The 18080-nt window shown below is 50.7% G+C and carries 15 protein-coding genes; 12 read left to right on the top strand and 3 right to left on the bottom strand.

Annotated features, from left to right (window positions below; genetic code table 11):
* Nucleotides 1-12: 12 nt before the first annotated feature.
* Nucleotides 13-666, bottom strand: a complete 654-nt coding sequence (locus JNE38_RS16030) for a nitroreductase family protein (protein ID WP_203254677.1) — start codon at nt 664-666, stop codon at nt 13-15.
* A gap of 201 nt (nt 667-867) precedes the next feature.
* Here JNE38_RS16030 and JNE38_RS16025 point away from each other — a divergent pair, with 201 nt between their 5' ends.
* The 5 genes from JNE38_RS16025 to JNE38_RS16005 all read left to right on the top strand — a co-directional run bounded on the left by JNE38_RS16025 (nt 868) and on the right by JNE38_RS16005 (nt 6704).
* Entirely contained in the window at nt 868-2217 is a 1350-nt protein-coding gene (locus tag JNE38_RS16025) for an aminotransferase-like domain-containing protein (protein WP_203254676.1), read from the top strand.
* Nucleotides 2218-2468: 251 nt separating this feature from the next.
* A complete protein-coding gene (locus tag JNE38_RS16020) occupies nt 2469-3056 on the top strand; it encodes a helix-turn-helix domain-containing protein (protein WP_203254675.1) in 588 nt (195 codons plus the stop codon).
* Nucleotides 3057-3465: 409 nt separating this feature from the next.
* The gene (locus JNE38_RS16015; RefSeq protein WP_203254674.1) at nt 3466-5016 is read left to right on the top strand and encodes a Na+/H+ antiporter NhaC family protein; all 1551 of its coding nucleotides are present in this window, start codon (nt 3466-3468) and stop codon (nt 5014-5016) included.
* A gap of 56 nt (nt 5017-5072) precedes the next feature.
* Nucleotides 5073-6497, top strand: a complete 1425-nt coding sequence (locus JNE38_RS16010; RefSeq protein WP_203254673.1) for an amidohydrolase family protein — start codon at nt 5073-5075, stop codon at nt 6495-6497.
* Nucleotides 6498-6521: 24 nt separating this feature from the next.
* The gene (locus tag JNE38_RS16005) at nt 6522-6704 is read left to right on the top strand and encodes a hypothetical protein (protein ID WP_203254672.1); all 183 of its coding nucleotides are present in this window, start codon (nt 6522-6524) and stop codon (nt 6702-6704) included.
* Between the two features lie 227 nt (nt 6705-6931).
* On the opposite strand, the gene JNE38_RS16000 is transcribed toward JNE38_RS16005, so the two are convergent.
* Nucleotides 6932-8737, bottom strand: a complete 1806-nt coding sequence (locus JNE38_RS16000) for an ABC transporter substrate-binding protein (RefSeq protein WP_203254671.1) — start codon at nt 8735-8737, stop codon at nt 6932-6934.
* 140 nt (nt 8738-8877) lie between these two features.
* Here JNE38_RS16000 and JNE38_RS15995 point away from each other — a divergent pair, with 140 nt between their 5' ends.
* From JNE38_RS15995 to JNE38_RS15985, 3 genes are all read left to right on the top strand, one after another.
* A complete protein-coding gene (locus JNE38_RS15995) occupies nt 8878-9870 on the top strand; it encodes an aldo/keto reductase (protein ID WP_203254670.1) in 993 nt (330 codons plus the stop codon).
* Nucleotides 9871-9899: 29 nt separating this feature from the next.
* The gene (locus tag JNE38_RS15990) at nt 9900-10265 is read left to right on the top strand and encodes an RNA 2'-phosphotransferase (RefSeq protein WP_203254669.1); all 366 of its coding nucleotides are present in this window, start codon (nt 9900-9902) and stop codon (nt 10263-10265) included.
* Between the two features lie 326 nt (nt 10266-10591).
* Nucleotides 10592-11428, top strand: a complete 837-nt coding sequence (locus JNE38_RS15985) for a transporter substrate-binding domain-containing protein (protein WP_203254668.1) — start codon at nt 10592-10594, stop codon at nt 11426-11428.
* Between the two features lie 488 nt (nt 11429-11916).
* On the opposite strand, the gene JNE38_RS15980 is transcribed toward JNE38_RS15985, so the two are convergent.
* Nucleotides 11917-13863, bottom strand: a complete 1947-nt coding sequence (locus JNE38_RS15980; protein WP_203254667.1) for a sigma 54-interacting transcriptional regulator — start codon at nt 13861-13863, stop codon at nt 11917-11919.
* Nucleotides 13864-14050: 187 nt separating this feature from the next.
* Between JNE38_RS15980 and JNE38_RS15975 the strand changes: the two genes are divergently transcribed.
* Genes JNE38_RS15975 through nikB form a run of 4 tightly spaced genes read left to right on the top strand, consistent with a single transcriptional unit; the run spans nt 14051 to nt 18066 of the window.
* On the top strand, nt 14051-14686 hold the full coding sequence (locus JNE38_RS15975) for an RraA family protein (RefSeq protein ID WP_203254666.1): 636 nt from the start codon (nt 14051-14053) through the stop codon (nt 14684-14686).
* A gap of 33 nt (nt 14687-14719) precedes the next feature.
* On the top strand, nt 14720-16267 hold the full coding sequence (locus tag JNE38_RS15970) for an ABC transporter substrate-binding protein (RefSeq protein ID WP_203254665.1): 1548 nt from the start codon (nt 14720-14722) through the stop codon (nt 16265-16267).
* Between the two features lie 17 nt (nt 16268-16284).
* Entirely contained in the window at nt 16285-17094 is an 810-nt protein-coding gene (locus JNE38_RS15965; RefSeq protein ID WP_203254664.1) for a carbon-nitrogen hydrolase family protein, read from the top strand.
* A gap of 51 nt (nt 17095-17145) precedes the next feature.
* The gene (gene nikB, locus JNE38_RS15960) at nt 17146-18066 is read left to right on the top strand and encodes a nickel ABC transporter permease (RefSeq protein WP_203254663.1); all 921 of its coding nucleotides are present in this window, start codon (nt 17146-17148) and stop codon (nt 18064-18066) included.
* The last annotated feature ends 14 nt before the right edge of the window (nt 18067-18080 follow it).

Below are 18080 nucleotides of genomic sequence, written 5' to 3'. Positions count from 1 at the left end.
CGTGGCACGGGCTCATTCAAACCCGTTCCAAACGACCGTCTGCTCCACCGGGAAGCGGGTAGTAGGCCGGGCAGGTCTGGCGGCTTTGCCGATGGCCACGAGCAGGACCGGAATGTATCGAGGCGGGACATGGAACGTGTTGACGAAGGCGTCGGCGTCGAAGCCAACCATCGGGCCGGAATCGAGATCTTTCGCTTTTGCGGCGAGCATGAGCTGCATGGCGGCCAGGGAGGCGTTTCGTATCGCTTCATCGCGCCGATACGAGGACGATGCACCGGCCGCATATGCCTCTTCGATTTGAGTGAACAGGACTTGATGGGAATGGTAGCCCGCGTAAGAATCTTCGCCATCGGCCTGGATGACGGGGCCGTACACCGCTTCTGTATTCCGGTTGGCCTCGAGGTCTCCGAGGATGGCGATGGTGACGGAAGCGTCGACGACTTGCTTTTGACCGTTCGCGATCGGGAGCAATGTTTCCTTGGCAGCAGGGTCGGTAAAAGCGACGAACTTCCAGTGCTGAAGATTCCAGGACGACGGAGCTCTGCCAGCGATCTCAAGCAGCTCCTTGACTTCTTGTTCGCTCAGCTTGTGTGAGGCATCGAAATGCCTGACGGAATGACGTTCACGAAACAGGGTGGAATAGTCGGCTTGCAGGGCAGATGACATGATCCAATCGACTCCTTTGTCTGTATGAAGAATGGGCGCGGACTCTTGCATGTATCACCTTGTCAGGCTTTCTCGTGGCTTGAATCCGTTACCTGAGATGGTAGTTCGATTTGCGGCTTAGAACAATCGGATTTTTTTCAAAGTGTCTCAATACAGTTGACCGCGTATAATAGAGGGGCTAGGGGAAAGCGAGGGATCGGAATGAAAAAATACGTGGAGATTCTCTCCGATATCGAGCAACAAATCAACGAAGGGAGATTCGCCTCGGGCCAAAAGCTGCCATCTGTCCGCAATGCCGCCAGGATGTATGGTTGCAGTGTCAACACGGTATCGCGTGCGTATATGGAATTGGAAAAGCGCCATGCCATCTATTCCATTGCCCAAAGCGGCTATTACGTGGTGGAAAAGCCCGGGAGCCGGCACAACGCTACGGAATGCAAGACGATCGACTTCTCCGCTTCGTCGCCGGATCCGAGCCTGTTTCCCTATTTGGACTTCCAGCATTGCTTGAATAAAGCATTGGACACCTACAAGTACGACCTGTTTACGTGCGGAGATGCGACAGGACTGGAAACTCTCCGCCACACGCTCGTTTCCCACTTGGCGGGAGACCAAGTTTTTGCCAAAGCGAATCAGGTGATCGTCATGTCAGGGATTCAGCCGGCACTGGAAATCTTGGCGAAAATGCCGTTTCCGAACGAGAACTCGACCATATTGGTGGAACAGCCAAGCTACGATATATTTTTGCGTTTTCTGGAGGCGGAGCGCATACCGGTGATCGGAATTGCCCGCACGGCTTCCGGTATTGATTTGCGGGAATTGGAAGAGAAGTTCAGACAGGGCAAAATCAAGTTTTTCTACACCATGTCGAGGTACCACTCTCCTCTCGGCACCTCGTACAGCGTCGACGAGAGAAAAAGGATTGCCCGATTGGCGAGCAAATATGACGTATACGTCGTGGAGGACGATTACATGGCCGATCTGGGCGAAGAGCCGGGCTCCGATCCTATTTACGCCTACGACCATACCTCCCATGTTGTTTATTTGAAAAGCTTCTCAAAAATCATTTTCCCGGGACTCAGACTCGGCGCCGCCGTATTGCCGGAAACTCTGCTGGAGACGTACCTCGAACACAAGGGATATGCGGATACATCGCAGCTATCCCAAGGGGCGCTCGAGGTGTATATCAAAAACGGCATGTACGAGCGGCACAAACGCAAAATAGCCAGCCAGTATGCACTGCGGATTCAGATGCTGAACGATGCGGTCCAGAGGCATAACGATGCAGGATTGCTAGAGATAACAAAGGTCCAATTCGGTGTGTACGTGCAGTTCAAGCTGCCTCAAACGGTCAATCTGGAACGCCTGATCGAGCGACTTGCGGCGAGAGGGATTCTTGTCCTCTCCGGAAAGCGATTTTATTTATCGGACTTTTTGGAACGGGAGAAGTTTTTGCGGATCAGCATCGCACGAGCGCAGCAGGAGCAAATCGAGGAAGGAGTAAAGGGGATCATCGAAGAAGTGAGGCGGGGGCGTAATCAAACCGGATGAATCAGCCATGGCGAAGGAGTTCTTTCACTGACCTTCATTTTTCCCATTATCGAAAGTGCCCCAACAAATGGTATACTAAAATGACATAACCCGAAACCAATACGTGATCGTGCGCCAGCCGCGGCTGGTGCGAGTCGGATCAACATGCGTTTTGCATAGATATGTAACGTAGCTGTATCCGAATTGCTTTCGATCGCTTCGATCGCTTCCCTATACCCATTCAAGATAGATCCAGGAGGAATGTAAGTAGAATGAATGACATACATCAGTTCGAGCTCCCGATCGGCATCATCGGAGAGAGAATTCGCTCCAAACGTAAAGAGGCGAATCTGACCGTGGACGAGGTCGCGGAGAGAATCGGTTTGAGCCAGAGCATGGTTTCCCAGCTGGAACGAGGAAAGGCGAAGCCCTCTCTGGATACGCTATGGAAATTAAGCATCATCTTTGACGTCTCCCTTTCCTATTTTTTCGAGGGGATCAAGAAAAGCTCCGTATTCCTTTCCAGACGCGAAGAGCAGGAGATTCTCACGATGAGGCACCCGAATGTGCAATATCGGGTCTTGGCTCCTCTGACCGGCACCAAGCTGGAGTTCTTCGAAATCATCGTCAGCCCTGACCGCGGAGAAAAAATCGTGCCCTTGCCTCATCAGGGGGAGGAAGGCGGCATCGTGCTGCACGGAGAAATGGAGATAACCATTGGCGATGAAACCTATTTGCTGAAGCAAGGGGACAGCATCTACTTTGACAGCACCAAGCCCCATGCGTTCCGCAACCCGGGAACGGAGCCCGCCATCGCTATTTGGACGGGGACTCCATGGGTGCCAATCGATGAAAGCTAATCGCTACGGTATGGACAGGTTGAATAGCAAGAGTGTTTCCCTCGTGGTGACAAGGATGAAAGCCGTCTGAAAGGATGGGCTCCCGTTGTCGGCCAGGAGGGTATTTTATTTGGACAGAAGCTGTCGAACACGAAACCATTGCGCATCCTGCGTGCGACACACTGGGAAGCCCTGTAGAAGACTGTTGGGATTCGGAAGCGATCGAATTGAGTGAATTTAGAAATTATAAATATGGGTAATAAAAAAGTAATGTGAGTAATTTTTGTTCTTGATTATCGCAATACAATTGCTATTATATTAAATATAATTAATTTTTAGATAGATGAGGAGGCTGCACTTTCGAATCGACGAACCGATGTTTTGACACGGGGGAGCAGTAAAACAAACGATCATAAGGGAGGTTCACTACATGGAGTATGGCATTCTCTCGCTTATCCCGCCGCTAGTAGCCATTATCTTCGCTTTAAAGACCAAGCAGACCTTATTGTCTTTATTCGCAGGGGTTTGGGTAGGGGCCACGATTCTCAATGCATGGAATCCGGTCGAGGGACTCGTCAAAGTTATTTCCGACTTCGTGGTCCCGTCTGTCAGCGACAAAGGAAACGCATCGTTGCTCATTCTCGTTTCCCTTGCCGGAGGATTCATCTATAGCCTGAAAGTTTCGGGAGCAGCCGAATCTTTTGCAAGAATCATTACGAAGAAGATCAACACGAAGAAAAAGGCACAGTTAATGACGTGGGCATGCGCGTTCCTGTTTTCCTATACGGAGCCGATTCTGATTCTGGGCACAGTGATGCGGCCCATTACGGACAAGGTTAAGGTAGCGAGAGTAAAGCTGGCTTATATTCTCCACTCGATGGGCGGTCCACTCGCTTCGTTTTCTCCCATCAGCAGCTACGGGCCCTTTATCATCGGACTGATCGCCCCGCAGCTGGTGGCTTTGCAGCTTGGCGACAATCCATGGTCCGTTTACCTCGATATGTTCGCCTTCAACCTGTACGGACTGTTTGCCATGCTGACGGTTTCCTTCGTGGTGCTCACCGGGTTTGATATCGGCGGCATGTACCAGGCGCAAAAAAGGGCTGACGATACGGGAGAGCTGATCGGGGAGAATGACGTCCCGATGGTTTCGGAAAATGAGGAAGATGCGCTGCCGTCCGGTTATCGTCCGAGCTTGTGGAACTTCCTTGTTCCGATGGGGCTTCTTTTCATCGGGATCTTCTCGGTGATTTTTTGGACAGGGGAAATTGGAACGAATGGTTTTGTAGGCGCTTTCTTGCATGGAGATATTGTCACTGCCATTTCCATCGGATTTTTGGCAGGAGCGGTCGGAGCGTCGTCGATGGCGGTTGTGACTCGCCTGCGCACCTTTCAGCAAGCGGTGGATGACTGGGTGAAGGGCGTCAAGCAGATGATGAACGTCCCTCTCATTTTGGTCATGGTCTGGTCGATCGGTGCGGTCACCAGCAAAATGGGCGTAGGGGGATACATCACTCAGCTGATCGATGGCTTCCTGCCTGCAAGCATTGTTCCAGCCTGCGTTTTCGTGATCGGTGCCCTCATTTCGTTCGCGACCGGGAGCTCGTGGGGAGTATGGGCCATTCTCATGCCGATTGCCATTCCGATGGCGCACAGCATGGGGTTGTCGCTTCCCTTGGTCATAGGAGCAGTCATCAGCAGCGGCCTGTTTGGAAACCACTGCTCGCCGATCGCGGATACGACCGTCATGACCGCAACAGCCGCCGCTTGCGACCCCATCGAGCACGTCCGTACGCAATTGCCGTACGCGCTCATTATCGCAGCGACGACGGTTTGCGGCTTCCTAGTCGGGGGAATGACGGGGCAAGCGATTCCGAGCTTGTGCGGACAGGCTGTTTTGATCATAGCGATCTTCTGGATCTTGAACAAAAAAGTGAAGAAGAAAGCACGGGCCGCGAAAAACATAGAAAACGTGGCGTAAAGAAGTTGGTGCAGAGCCAATAGCCATACGCCAAAAGCCAAAAGGAGGACTTTCACATGCTGGATATCATCATTTACAACGGTACCGTGATCACGATGGAGGGAGAAGGAGTAGGCGCCATCCCAAACGGAGCTGTCGGGATCAAAGGCAATCTCATCGAAGTCGTGGGGGAAACGTCGGAAGTGCTTCAGGACTACAAAGCCCACCGCTATGTGGATGCACACCGGAAAGTTGTCATGCCGGGTCTCATCGACGCTCATATCCATTCCGGGATCGCACTATTGCGAGGATTGTCACAGGATACGGACAACTGGATGGAAAAAGGGCTATGGCCCTTCCATAAAGTGCTGACCCCTGAAGATCGGGTCGCGGGCTCGTTGGTCAACATCATCGAAGGGCTGAAAGCGGGTACGACGACCTTCTGCGATTACGACGAGCCGATGCGCGAGATTGTGAAAAATCATGCGATGCTCGGGACGAGGGCCAGGGTCACCGAAATGGTAAACGAGCTCCCGGACGATTTGAGCGATGTGAAAGTGGGCGAGCTGTACACCTTTGATTCGGCGATCGGACAGCGAAAGCTGAAGGAAAATATCGCCCTCCTCGAAGAATGGCACGGGAAAGAGAATGGACGCATCACTTGCCTCCTGGGTCCTCAGGGGCCGGACATGATGTCCAAGGAACTCCTGCTGGAAGTCAAAGAACTGGCCAACAAGTACGACACGAGCATCCATATGCACGTGGCCCAGGGAGATCGGGAAATCAACCAAATGATCAAGAGGTACGGGAAGAGGAGCATCCAATTTCTAGAGGAACTGAATTATCTGGATGAGCGTCTCATGGCCGTGCACCTCACCGAGGCGACGCGGGAGGAGACGCACGTATTGGGCCGTTCGGGTGCTGCCATGATCCTTTGCTCGGGAAGCATCGGAATTATCGATGGCATCGTGCCGCCGGCTGCGGAGTTTTTGGAGGTAAGCAATCGACTGGCACTCGGATCCGATCAGGCGCCTGGCAACAACTGCAACAACATGTTCAACGAGATGAAATTCACAGCCATCTTAAACAAGTGCAAGGTGAAGGACCCGCGCGTCTTCCCATCGTGGAAGGTACTGCGCATGGCTACCATTGATTCCGCAAAAGCGATTGGGCTCGGGCATGAAATCGGTTCTTTGCGAAAAGGGAAAAAAGCAGACGTGATCATCGTCGATTTCGATAGCCCGAACCTAGTACCGATCATCCAGGAACCGATTCGCAACATCATTCCGAACTTGATTTATTCCGCGAAAGGCAGCGAAGTAGAGGCGGTGATCATTGACGGGCAGTTTGTCATGGAGAATCGCGTCGTGCTCACGGTGAATGAGAAGCAAGCGGTGAGGAAAGCGCACGAAGCCGCGGCAGAGCTGGCCGAAAGAGCGAAAGCTTCCTTTCACAAGATAGACACCCCGATCGCCAACATGATGAAAGACGGATATCTGTAAGAAGGTGCGGGTCACGGCAGAGCCATGGTACTATCCGTCGTCATTTTGATCGCCGCCTTTTTCCTGGCGAATTCCGTTTTTGCCTACCAGGTGAAGTACATGTGGGAAGGTTTTTCCGATATCGTGAAGTATCAGCTGTATGTACTGCCTGTATTCTTCATCGTCAACCTCTTGCTTGGCGCCGGCTTTAAGATCGGATACAAATAGTCGAACAACATGACAGAGATCGCGACATTGCTCGTCGTTTCTTAATTGTTCTTTTCGGAGGTCCCTTCTTTAAAAGCCATACTAGGATTAGAGTTTGTGGCGGGAGGGCTGACGCTGGTGAAGATGTAGCAGTCCACTGCATTCTTGCACCAATGCAAAAGCTTAAAGTCGAACAACCCCTTAATTAGAAAGGGAGCGGGACCGCAAGAGCGGAAATCGCCCCTTTTCTAGGAAGGGGATTTTTTATCTGATCTCGCCTCCGCCCCTTTTCGAATCCATGCCTTTGTGAAATCAATCCACCCAAAGGAATCGCGGTAAAGACCATGAAGCGCAGGATGATGCTTCGATACCCGGTTGATGTGGTAACCGAACAAGACCCAATTCTCATGGCGCATTTCCTGTTCGATTCGATCCGCGATCCGATCACGCAAATCCCGGGACGGCAGTTGAACCATGCTGTCCAGGTATTCCTCCACCCAAGCATGCTGCTCAAGATCGAAAAATCGATGCACAAAGCTGGCTTCATCCTGCAGCAGCCGCAGATATCCCCATTCTGTATCGTCCTCCAGCGCTTCGTTGATGAGAAGCAAATCCGCCTCTTGGTCCGCATCGGTCGTATAGTATTCGGACAGCGAAAAAGGATGGAGAGAGATGTTCAGCCCGATCGATTCGCATCGCAGCTGCAGCCATCTGGCGTCGTCCCGCAATTCCTTCCTGTCCAGATAGTACAGCTTCAGCGGTTCACCCCGATACCCGCTTTCTACAAGAGAAGTCGCCGCTTCTTCCAGCGTGGGCCTCCCGTAGTGGGCATGCTTGCTTTTTTCGGGGAAAAAGCTGTCCGCCGGTGCAATCCGATTTCCTTTCAATTCTTGGATGATCGCAAGTCGGTCGAATAGCAGCCGGACGGACTGACGAAAAGCTCGATGATGATGAATCCCATTTTTTCTAAAATTGAAAACGATGACTTGGCAGCCCTCCAGTACCGCTTCAAATTCACCGCTAGGCGAGTTGATTGGAAGCGGAGCGCTCCCCAGCCTCGGGAGCTGATACAGATCGTCCGGGGCGTCCTTTGGCATCATCCACCACTCGACCCGATCCAAGAGAGGTCTATTCAGGAAATAATCCTCATGCGCTTCCAGGACAATCGCCTGGTCTGTGAACTCGGCGATACGAAATGGCCCCGTACCGATCATGGTTCTTTCCGAATACTCGACGTCATAAGGGATGATCGACATATAGAACGAACCGAAAAAATGCAAAAACATGCGATTGGGCCGACGCAGGGAAAAGGAGATCACATGGTCGGATTCGATTTCGACTCGTTCGATCTCCCGGTACTGCCAGCGCGATGGAGAATTCACATCCTGGAGTCGTTCCAGCGTATACCGGACATCTTTGCTGGTAAGCGTTCGCCCGTGGTGAAAACGAACACCCTTCCTTAAAAAGAACGTCCACCGGCTTCCATCTTCGTTGCATTCCCAGTCATGGGCGAGTGCCGGAGTGTAGGTATTGGTCCTGGGATCGAAGGAAACCAGCGTATTGCAGATTTGCCGAAGAATAAAGGCTTCAGCCGAGCTGGATACAAAAGCGGGATCGAGGGATGCAGATCTCCGGGTCATTTTTACCCGAAGCACGTCGACGGCAGCAGTGTCTTTCTGTTCCACTCGATGGCCAAACTGCTGGTCGAGCTGCCCACGCAGATTATTGCGCAAGGGAAGGGGTAAATCTTTATGGTAGATCAGATCCATGACCTCTTTGATTTTGCCCTTGTCCAGCAGGTCCAGAAAGTGTTCGCCCACCACATCCTCCAAATCCCGAAGGAAGCGCATCTGTGAAAGGTTGCCCCGGCCTACACCGCCACGCCATTCAATAAAGCCATCCTCGATCAGCTTGCGCAGGGTCATCTTCACGTTTCGCGGCGTACAGTACAGAATTTCCGCCAGCTCCTGGACCGTGATCGAGACGATTCCGTCCTTGGCACGTTTTGCCTGGGGTGACATCAGGATCGTCATGTAATGCTCGTTGGGGTTCATTCTTGGTCCTCCGTTTTTAGAAAAGGGTGAAGTTTTGGCTTAGATAATACCCTTTTTCTTTCACGCATTCAAGCTACGATTAGAAGAGTGCGACACGGAAATCATAGCTGTGTCCCGAAAATACGCAAGGAGGAACGGAAATGAACCACCGGAAAGTAGGAAGAAGCGGACTGCTCGTATCGGAATTGTGCCTGGGAACCATGCTGTTTGGCGGGTCAACAGAGGAGGGGGAGGCAATCCGCATGGTGCATCAGTTTCTTGATGCTGGCGGAAACTTTATCGATTCGGCGGATGTTTATACAGAAGGAGTTTCCGAGCAGATTGTGGGGAAAGCGATCCAAGGGCGCAGAGCCCAGGTCGTGCTTGCTACGAAGGCGGGGATTGCAGTCGGACCTCACCCGAACGACAGGGGCTCTACCCGGAAACATCTAGTGGATAGCGTGGAGGCAAGCCTGCACCGTTTGAATACCGACTACATCGATTTGTTTCAATTGCACGTATGGGACCACGAAACCCCGTTGGAAGAAACGTTGCGGACGCTCGACGATCTGGTTAAGGCGGGAAAAATACGATATGTGGGCTGCTGCAACTTTCTCGCATGGCAGCTGATGAAATCGCTGGCCTGCAGCGATGCCAAAGACTATGTACGCTTCGTTTCCATTCAACAGCAGTACAGCCTGGTGAGCCGGGAAATGGATCGGGAGCACATGTCGCTGTGCCAGGAGGAGCAGGTAGGGATCATTCCATGGGGGCCGCTAGGAGGAGGTCTTTTAACGGGTAAATACAGTTCGCTTGAAAAGCCGGACGCCGGTCGATTCTCTCTCGGATTAAGCGGGGAGTTTGATTACCAGAACAAGTTTACGCCGAAAAATTTCGAGATTGTCCAAGCAGTGAATGAAGTGGCGCGCCAAACGGAAAAAACGCCGTCACAGGTCGCATTGAACTGGTTGTTAGGCAAAAAAGGAATTGTGTCCCCAATCATAGGGGCGAACAGCTTTGCTCAATTTGAACAAAATATGGGAGCTGTCGGTTGGTCGCTCACGCCTGAGCAGTGGAGCTATCTGGATGACATCAGCCGTTTGCCAAGCGAATATCCGGGCCGCATGCAGGAAAGATTCAGGCGGACTTGGTAGGCGGGGCCGGGAAACGTGATGAACGTAGAATGGAGGGGCTCGATGCCTCTCAGATAAGGGCTTTGTACGGTCATTCGGTTCCACAGAAAATAGTAAAAACAACTGGCATTCCCCCCTCCATTCTCTATCATGGAACTTCCAGAGATTCCATCAAGAGGATTATCGCGGAGGGGATTCTACCGATGGGCAGGCAGTATGTGCATTTGTCGGTCGACAGAGAAATGGCGATGCAGGTCGGAAAACGGAAGGACCGCAAACCTGTCTTGCTGCAAGTAAACGCTGAGAAGGCCTCGATAGAAGGGATCGCGTTTTACCAAGGCAATCATGCTGTATGGTTAGCGGATCGTGTTCCTTCTACGTTCATTACTCTCCTGGAAGAATCGGTTGAACCTTGAGCGGCTCAATTCCCCTCAAGGCTTTATTTTTTGACGAGGACAATCTTCATCCTTATCGCCCATTCTGCTTCCGCGTACCGCCGCTCCTGTAACAGCCCCGATGGCTGAAACCTTCAAGGAGCAACTGATCACCTCACCACCGAGCTCAATAAAATCAGCTGCAATCTAAGACTTTATTTACGATTCCTCAGACTACCGCTGCTTCGTTCCTAATTGTCACTCGGCGCCATACCCGGTTTTTCTGATTTTTTGTGAAGGAATTGCAGAATATGAACAGAATCTATCTGAATGTTTTAAAAATAAGGAAACAATAAGGAGTTGGTATCATGAAACGAACTGGTAATAATTGGTTAACCATTGCGCTGTCTCTCATCCTGTTTGTCGGCTTGCTCGTTTCCGGCACTGATGCCATGTCTGCGGAAACCAAGAAAGGTCCAGAAATGTATGGGCAAGTGGAATCCCGACTCGATGCGATTCTGAAAAATGGCTACATCCGTGTGGGGACGACGGGAGATTACAAACCTTTTTCATACTTGAATCCGGCAACAGGCGAGTATGAAGGACACGATATCGATATGGCGAAAAAACTGGCGGACGATCTGGGTGTCAAAGTCGTCTTTGTCAAGACTACATGGCCCACACTGATGGATGATCTGCTGGCAGACAAGTATGACATTGCAATAGGAGGCATCACCCGCACCCTTGAGCGCGCAAAAAAAGCTCAGCTCTCCCGTCCGTATATCAATTTTGGAAAGTCTCCGCTGATTCGAATGGCTGACAAGGATAAATTTAAAAGCTTGGCTGATATTGACCAGCCAAACGTGAAAATCGGGGTCAATCCAGGAGGTACAAACGAAAAATTTGTCAAAGAAAACTTGAAAAACGCGCAGATCATGGTATTCGAGAAAAATCTGGAGATTCCCGGAAAAGTGGCCTCAGGAGAAGTTGATGTAATGATCACCGACAGCATTGAAGCGAAATCGTATGCGAAAGAGGACCAACGGCTTTACGCTCCGTTGACTGACCAAACGTTTACAAAGAGCCAAATGGGAATTTTAATGCCTCGCGGGGACTTTGTCTTCGGCAATTGGGTCAATGTGTGGATGGAGGAAATGACCCTCAAAGGGGATTTGGAGAAACTAACGAATAAGTGGATGGATTAACAAGGAAAAGTAAGAAAACCTTTCAGTTAAGGAAAACGTGGGAAAAACACCCGCTCCATTGTCTGGCTCCTACTGTTTGGCGTGAGTATTGCTTTTTATTCGTGTCCCAATCGGTAGGCTTACTTGGTATAATAGTGGAGTGTAATGTAATTCACTTCTCTGATGAACCACCTATGTAAGGTTCTGTACTCTAGGAATTTCTGGTTATGTTGATTCAGCCCGCAGGCTGGTAGGTTTTTTGTAAACCTACCTTCTCAGCGGGCTTTTTGCGTTGTCAAAAAACCAAAGGAAGACTAGTTATGAATGCAAGAGATTGGGATCGGAAGCGAAACGAGTGGCTAAGCAAAGTCTTGAGCTCTCTTGCTCCCGGGTCAGAAAAACCGATTGTACTCTCGGATCACTTTTACGAGCAAGGTCGTTATTATTCCAAGAGGGATAATGTCAATTGCCTCATAACCGGCAAATGAATATTATCTAGCTTGATGCCCTCAGTACGAAATCCCCAATTCCTTCAGCTTTCTATAGAAGGTCGTCCTTCCCATTCCCAGCTTGGAGGCGAGCTTAGTCTTATCCCCATAATATTTATCGATGTATCTGGTCATAATGATGCGTTCTGCTGCAATCAAGCTCTCCCGATAGCTTTCCTGCAGGTCGATCTCCAAACTTTGACCGTGGTTTCCTATATCCGCTGAGCGGTCCTCCATGCATTCCCTGATGATCTGTTTGCAGGTTTCGAAATCTTGAACTTTCTCAGGCTCGCAGAGGATAGAGAAGCGCTCCAAAATATTGTATAGTTCGCGGATGTTGCCTGGATATGTATACTTCTTGAGCTCCGCGCACAATTTTTCAATGCACGGTTCGACGTGCTGATAGAGCTCTTTGTTTTGATGCAGCAAAAATTGCTTGGTCAACAGCGGGACATCCTCCAGCCGTTCCCGCAGCGGAGGGATATTCAGCTTCAATACATTGAGGCGGTAGTAGAGATCCGCACGGAATTTGCTGCTCTTCACCAGAGGCAACAAGTCCTCATTGGTGGCAGCGACGACTCTGATATTAATAGGGATCACCTTGTTTCCCCCGACCCGAACCACTTCTTTTTCCTGCAGAACCCGTAATAACCGGGCCTGAAAATGCAGGGAAATGGAATTGATCTCATCCAGAAAAACAGTGCCGTTGTGGGCAATTTCAAAAAGGCCCTTTTTTCCGTTCTTGGAGGCGCCTGTGAACGCTCCGTCTTCGTAGCCAAACAGCTGGCTTTCCAAGAGCGTTTCCGGCAAGGCTGCACAATTGATGGCGACAAAAGGCTGCGATTTGCGGTCACTGTGATTGTGAATGCTCTGAGCCAAGAGCTCTTTACCTGTTCCAGTCTCGCCGATGATCAGGATCGTGGAGTCGGTCTGTGAAAATCGTTTGGCTCGTTCCACGGTTTGACTCATGGCTGAATTTGAGCTGATGATATCTGGAAAATGCGATCGGGCAATCTGTCCTTTCGCTTCATTCTCCAGCCGGTACTTCTGCTCGATGTTCTCGATATGCGTCATGTCCTGAAAGGTTAGCACGTTGCCGATTTTGACATTCTTTTGATAGATTCCCGTTTTGGTCGTATTCAACCGGATATGCCTGAATTTGATGATCTTGTCCTGGAAGCTCTCTTCATGGGCAAGCTCCAGCAAGGAGAGAGGCGAGAGAGCAGCGGATAGGTTTGTTCCTAGGAGATTTTCGTTTGGGAGCTGGAGGAGCTGGCGGGCTGAATCGTTGACGATGGTAATCTCGTCGTTACTGTTGGTTGCGATAATCCCGTCGCGCACGGAATTGATAATGGCCATAAAGGCCTGATTGCGTTTTTCTTCCTCTTTTTTAAAATGAATGATTTCCAAAGCGCGCTCGATCGACTCGATGATGCTCTTCTCGGTATAAATGAGTGTCCCATGCATGCCGAACTGCTGGGCATACCTGACCGCGAGTCCCGTTCCGATCACCGTGCCTTCCTCGTCCGAAAATCCCCTTATTTTCGAGTGCAGCTCTGCCGGAGTCGTGTAGTTGATATATTCGAGCTTGATATTCAAAAGATCTTGCAGAGCAGAGAAATCGTATCTCAGATCCGCAAGCTCTGCCATGGCGATCGCGATCCGGCGCGAATACGGGATGGATTGGTTGACGGCTATGAGTATGTCTGAAGGAGTCAAATGTAGGTGAATGATCGGGATGCTGGTTTTGCCTCGAAGCAGGCTCTCGATAAAACGGCCCGTGATGATGATGTCTGTGTCGATTTTCTCGATCAGTGACAAGATGGACGGAACCAAGCCAGGGGAATCGGCCTGATTGATTTCCAGGAGCTGCAAATGAACATTCAAACGATGTGCGAGCTTAGCGGTAACACGCTTGGCCAGGTTGATAAAATCTCCTTGTCCCACAATAGCTATCTTGGTAGTCAAGCTGTTCCCTCCTGGTCAGAGAAATGGCATTTGCAAATGTCTGATTGGTACCTATTTTAGTACGTTTGTATCAAATATGGAACGGATCCCTTGTTCGTAATAGAGTGCAAATGATATTATCTGAATATTTTCACTGTTGGCACGTTAGTTGCAACGTCGATTCTCGTAAATGAAAGGGGGAGCTATCATGTTTACTGTGAAACCAAGAGTGCAAGGAGTAACGCAAGAGATTCTCAACCTTTACAAAACGGTCAGTCCATCGACCATCGGGCATTTCACGGATTTTGGTTTTCTCAATGGGCTTACGCCGCTGTTTCGACCGATTCGGTTGGTAGGCAATGCCGTGACGGTACGGATTCCACATATGGATGCGACGGCGATACGTCACGCTTTGGACCAGGTTGAGCCAGGAGATGTACTCGTTATTGATATGTCAGGTGACGAGAAACGCGCATGCTGGGGTGAGTTTTTGACCTATGCAGCTGTCACGAAAAAAGTAGCGGGCGTCATCATCTCCGGTTGCGTGACAGATGTTCGCCCGATTATGGAACTTGGCTTTCCTGTTTTTTCGCTCGGGGTGAGTGCCCTTACGACCCGGACACTGGGGATCGAAGGAGAGGTCAACACAACCGTGAGCATATGTGGAGTAGCCATTCATCCGGGGGATTTGATCGTCGCGGATGACGACGGCGTTTTTGTCGTGAGTCCCGAGAAAGCGAAAGAATTCGGGGAGAGAGCGCTCGAAAAACAGCAAAAGGAACTTCAGATGCGCACCGAGCGCGGATATGACAGACTCTTTGAATCCCGTGTGACACCAACTTGAATTCAATCCAACGATAAAGGGGGAGATCAGTAGATGAAACAGAAGCGGATTGCAAAATGGGCTGGTCCCATCGTATTGGCTTTCTCGTTGCTTGTAACCGCGTGCGGTGCGAACGAGACGTCTTCGCCAGGAGCCGAAGTGGAAGCAAAAGATTTGATCGTAGGATTGACGGGAGATCCGGTAAGTCTGGACCCACATAATGCGACAGATACGATTTCCAGCCTGATTAACTATCAAATATTGGATACACTGGTTGCCTTCAATGACAAAATGCAAATCGTACCGCGCTTGGCGGAGAGCTGGACGGTGTCCGAGGACGGGAAGACTTGGACGTTCAAGCTCAGACAGGGAGTGACTTTCCAGGATGGCACCCCGTTTAATTCCGAAGCAGTGAAAATCAACTTTGAGCGTTTGGCCGACAAAGGGAAGAAGCTGAGTCGACGTGTGCTGGTGGGGCAATTCATCGAAAAGATCACCACCAATGGCGATTACGAGGTCGTCTTTCAGCTGAACACCCCGCAAGGACCTTTCTTGAATAACTTGGCGGTTACAGCGAGCGGGATTCTCAGCCCCAAGTCGATCCGAGAAAATGAGCAAGGCATTGCAAAAAAACCGATCGGAACAGGGCCATTTTCGTTTAAGGAATGGACACCCGGAAACCAGGTTGTGCTGGAGGCAAATCCGCAATATTGGGGCGGAAAGCCAGGGGTAAAATCCGTCACCTTCAAACCGGTTCCGGAAAATGCGGCACGTGTCATCATGCTGGAGACAGGTGAGGCAGATGTGATCGAAAAAGTACCTGCTTCTGAATTCGAGAGACTCAAATCGAATGAAGAAGTGCAAGTCGTCTCCAGACCGACGAATCGGGTGCTGTACGTGGGCATCAATACGACTGTCGCTCCCTTTGACCAAGTAAAAGTACGCCAGGCTCTAAACTACGCGATTGACCGGGAGACCTTGGTCAACAAACTGTACGAAGGACGGGTAAAGCTGGCGACAGCATCTGTGGCCGCCCAAACGTTTGGTTACAGCGATGTGGGTGCTTATTCTTACGATGTGGAGAAGGCAAAGCAGCTGCTGCAGGAAGCTGGTGTCAAGGAAGGTACCAAAATTCGCTTGATCCTCGCTGCAAACGTCATTCAGGACCGTCCGGCCGCTGAGTTCGTCCAAAATAACCTTCAAAAATTGGGTCTGAATGTGGAACTGAAGATTCTCGAATTGGGATCGTATTTGGAAACGCTGAAAGATCCATCCACTTATGAATTGTTCGTCCGAGGTGCTTCTGCTTCCACGGGAGATGCTGATTCCGTACTGAGTGACGGATTGCTGTCTACGAGTGCCACGAATTACTCCCACTACGCAAATCCAAAGGTCGACGAATGGATCAAAGCCGGCGCTGCGCAGACCAAGCCAGAGGAACGCCAAAAATCATACGCCGAAGCTCTCAAGCTGATCAAGGAAGAGGCACCGTGGATCTCCCTTCACGAGGATGTGGGGTACGTAGGCATGAGGAAAAACATCGAGGGCGTCGAGGTTCAACCTACGTATATCTGGGACTTGCGCAAGGTAGTGAAAAAATAAGAGGAGAGTGATCCTATATGTCCTTTCAAATCGTGATGGCCCAGCTTGGTTCGACGGATGACAAGAAAGTGAATCTGCAAAAAGCGGAAAAGGCGCTGAAGGAGGCGACAGAAGTATACGGGGCGGATCTGGTGGTCTTCCCCGAGGCGTATATGAGCTACTTCATCGTTGGCACACCGCGCGAAGTGAAGCTGAATGATGCCGAGGCTATCGACGGCCCGTTCGTAAATGGAATGTGTGAACTGGCGCACAAATACAGTGTGTGGATCATTTTCGGCATGCGTGAGCGGGCGGAAGACCCGGAGGATGACAGGGTGTACAACTCCGTCGTCCTGGCAGATTCCACAGGGAAGGTCGTTAGTACGTATCGGAAAACGCATTTATACGACGCCTTTGGGGCAAAGGAATCGGCGTCGATCAAGCCAGGTGATTCCTTGTTCCAGCCGATCGAAACGCCATTTGGAAAAATTGGATTGCTCGTCTGCTACGAGCTGCGCTTTCCGGAAATTTCCCGGTATCAAGCGCTTCATGGGGCTGACATTCTGATCGTTCCTTCTGGATGGGTAAAGGGACCTGTCAAGGAAAGACATTGGGAGAGTCTCGTGACGGTGCGGGCATTGGAGAATACGGCATACGTCGTTGCGTGCAACCAGGTGAACGACCACTATATCGGACAGAGCCTGGTCGTGGATCCGATGGGGGTAGTCCTGGCACGTGGGGTGGAGATAGAAGGACTCATCCCTTGTCGAGTCGATCTGGCGCGCGTGCAAGAGGTACGGGAAAAGCTGCCTTCCCATTTGCACCGACAGCCCGCGATGTACGCCTGACGAACGACCTCTCATGAATGCGAATGAATCACAAGAAAAGGAGGCGTCGAGTTGCTGGGATATATCGCAAAACGTTTGCTGCAAATGATCCCTACCTTGGTCGGTGTATCGATTCTCTGCTTTATCATCATTCACTCGGTACCCGGGGATCCAGCCAATTTGATTGCGGGCGTGGATGCTACGGCGGAAGAGATTCAGATTGTAAAGGAACGCTTGGGACTCGACCGCCCCTTGCATGAACAGTACGGAAGCTATGTCATGGGGCTTCTGCAAGGAGATTTGGGCAAATCGCTGCGCTCAGACAGACCTGTGGCAGAAGAAATCCTGTCCCGCTTTCCAAGCACGATCATGCTGACCATGCTCTCTGTCGTCGTCATGGTCATCGTAGGTCTTTTCGCTGGTATCATGTCTGCGATTAGGCCGAACAGCATGAGGGACAACGCGACGATGATGGTTTCCCTGTTCGGGATATCGATGCCGGTATTCTGGTCGGGGATCATGCTGATCTTGGTTTTTTCTTACTACCTGCAATTGCTGCCCTCTGGCGGAAGCACGCAGTTCAAGCATTACATCCTTCCTGCACTCGCGCTGGGACTATCCTCTTCAGCGGTACTGGCTCGTTTGACTCGCTCCAGTATTCTGGAGGTGATTCATCAGGACTTCATCCGTACGGCGCGTGCAAAAGGAGTCAAGGAAAAGCTGGTCATTTACAAGCACACCCTGAAAAATGCTTTGATTCCCATCATTACGATTGTGGGGCTGGAATTCGGCCACTTGCTTGGTGGAGCCGTTCTGACCGAGACAGTATTTTCGATGAATGGAATCGGACGTTATATTATCCAATCGATTCAGTTTCGGGATTATCCGGCTATTCAGGGGAGCATTCTTTTCGTCGCTGCGATTTTTGTCATCGTGAATCTCGTAGTCGACTTATGCTACGGTGCGGTAGATCCTCGGATTCGATACGACTAGAAGGGGGAGAAAGC

The sequence above is a fragment of the Brevibacillus choshinensis genome (assembly GCF_016811915.1).
Classification (GTDB): domain Bacteria; phylum Bacillota; class Bacilli; order Brevibacillales; family Brevibacillaceae; genus Brevibacillus; species Brevibacillus choshinensis_A.
The sequence above is the reverse complement of the archived record's forward strand: the minus strand, read 5'-3'. Positions and strand labels throughout refer to the sequence as shown.

Excerpts from the sequence above, each read along its gene's own strand:
- JNE38_RS16010 (WP_203254673.1), top strand. The coding sequence starts at position 5,073 with ATGCTGGATATCATCATTTACAACGGTACCGTGATCACGATGGAGGGA.
- JNE38_RS15975 (WP_203254666.1), top strand. The coding sequence starts at position 14,051 with ATGTTTACTGTGAAACCAAGAGTGCAAGGAGTAACGCAAGAGATTCTC.
- JNE38_RS16000 (WP_203254671.1), bottom strand. The coding sequence starts at position 8,737 with ATGAACCCCAACGAGCATTACATGACGATCCTGATGTCACCCCAGGCA.
- JNE38_RS15995 (WP_203254670.1), top strand. The coding sequence starts at position 8,878 with ATGAACCACCGGAAAGTAGGAAGAAGCGGACTGCTCGTATCGGAATTG.
- JNE38_RS15985 (WP_203254668.1), top strand. The coding sequence starts at position 10,592 with ATGAAACGAACTGGTAATAATTGGTTAACCATTGCGCTGTCTCTCATC.
- JNE38_RS15970 (WP_203254665.1), top strand. The coding sequence starts at position 14,720 with ATGAAACAGAAGCGGATTGCAAAATGGGCTGGTCCCATCGTATTGGCT.
- JNE38_RS16025 (WP_203254676.1), top strand. The coding sequence starts at position 868 with ATGAAAAAATACGTGGAGATTCTCTCCGATATCGAGCAACAAATCAAC.
- JNE38_RS16020 (WP_203254675.1), top strand. The coding sequence starts at position 2,469 with ATGAATGACATACATCAGTTCGAGCTCCCGATCGGCATCATCGGAGAG.
- JNE38_RS16015 (WP_203254674.1), top strand. The coding sequence starts at position 3,466 with ATGGAGTATGGCATTCTCTCGCTTATCCCGCCGCTAGTAGCCATTATC.
- JNE38_RS16030 (WP_203254677.1), bottom strand. The coding sequence starts at position 666 with ATGTCATCTGCCCTGCAAGCCGACTATTCCACCCTGTTTCGTGAACGT.
- JNE38_RS15965 (WP_203254664.1), top strand. The coding sequence starts at position 16,285 with ATGTCCTTTCAAATCGTGATGGCCCAGCTTGGTTCGACGGATGACAAG.
- JNE38_RS15990 (WP_203254669.1), top strand. The coding sequence starts at position 9,900 with ATGGAGGGGCTCGATGCCTCTCAGATAAGGGCTTTGTACGGTCATTCG.
- JNE38_RS16005 (WP_203254672.1), top strand. The coding sequence starts at position 6,522 with ATGGTACTATCCGTCGTCATTTTGATCGCCGCCTTTTTCCTGGCGAAT.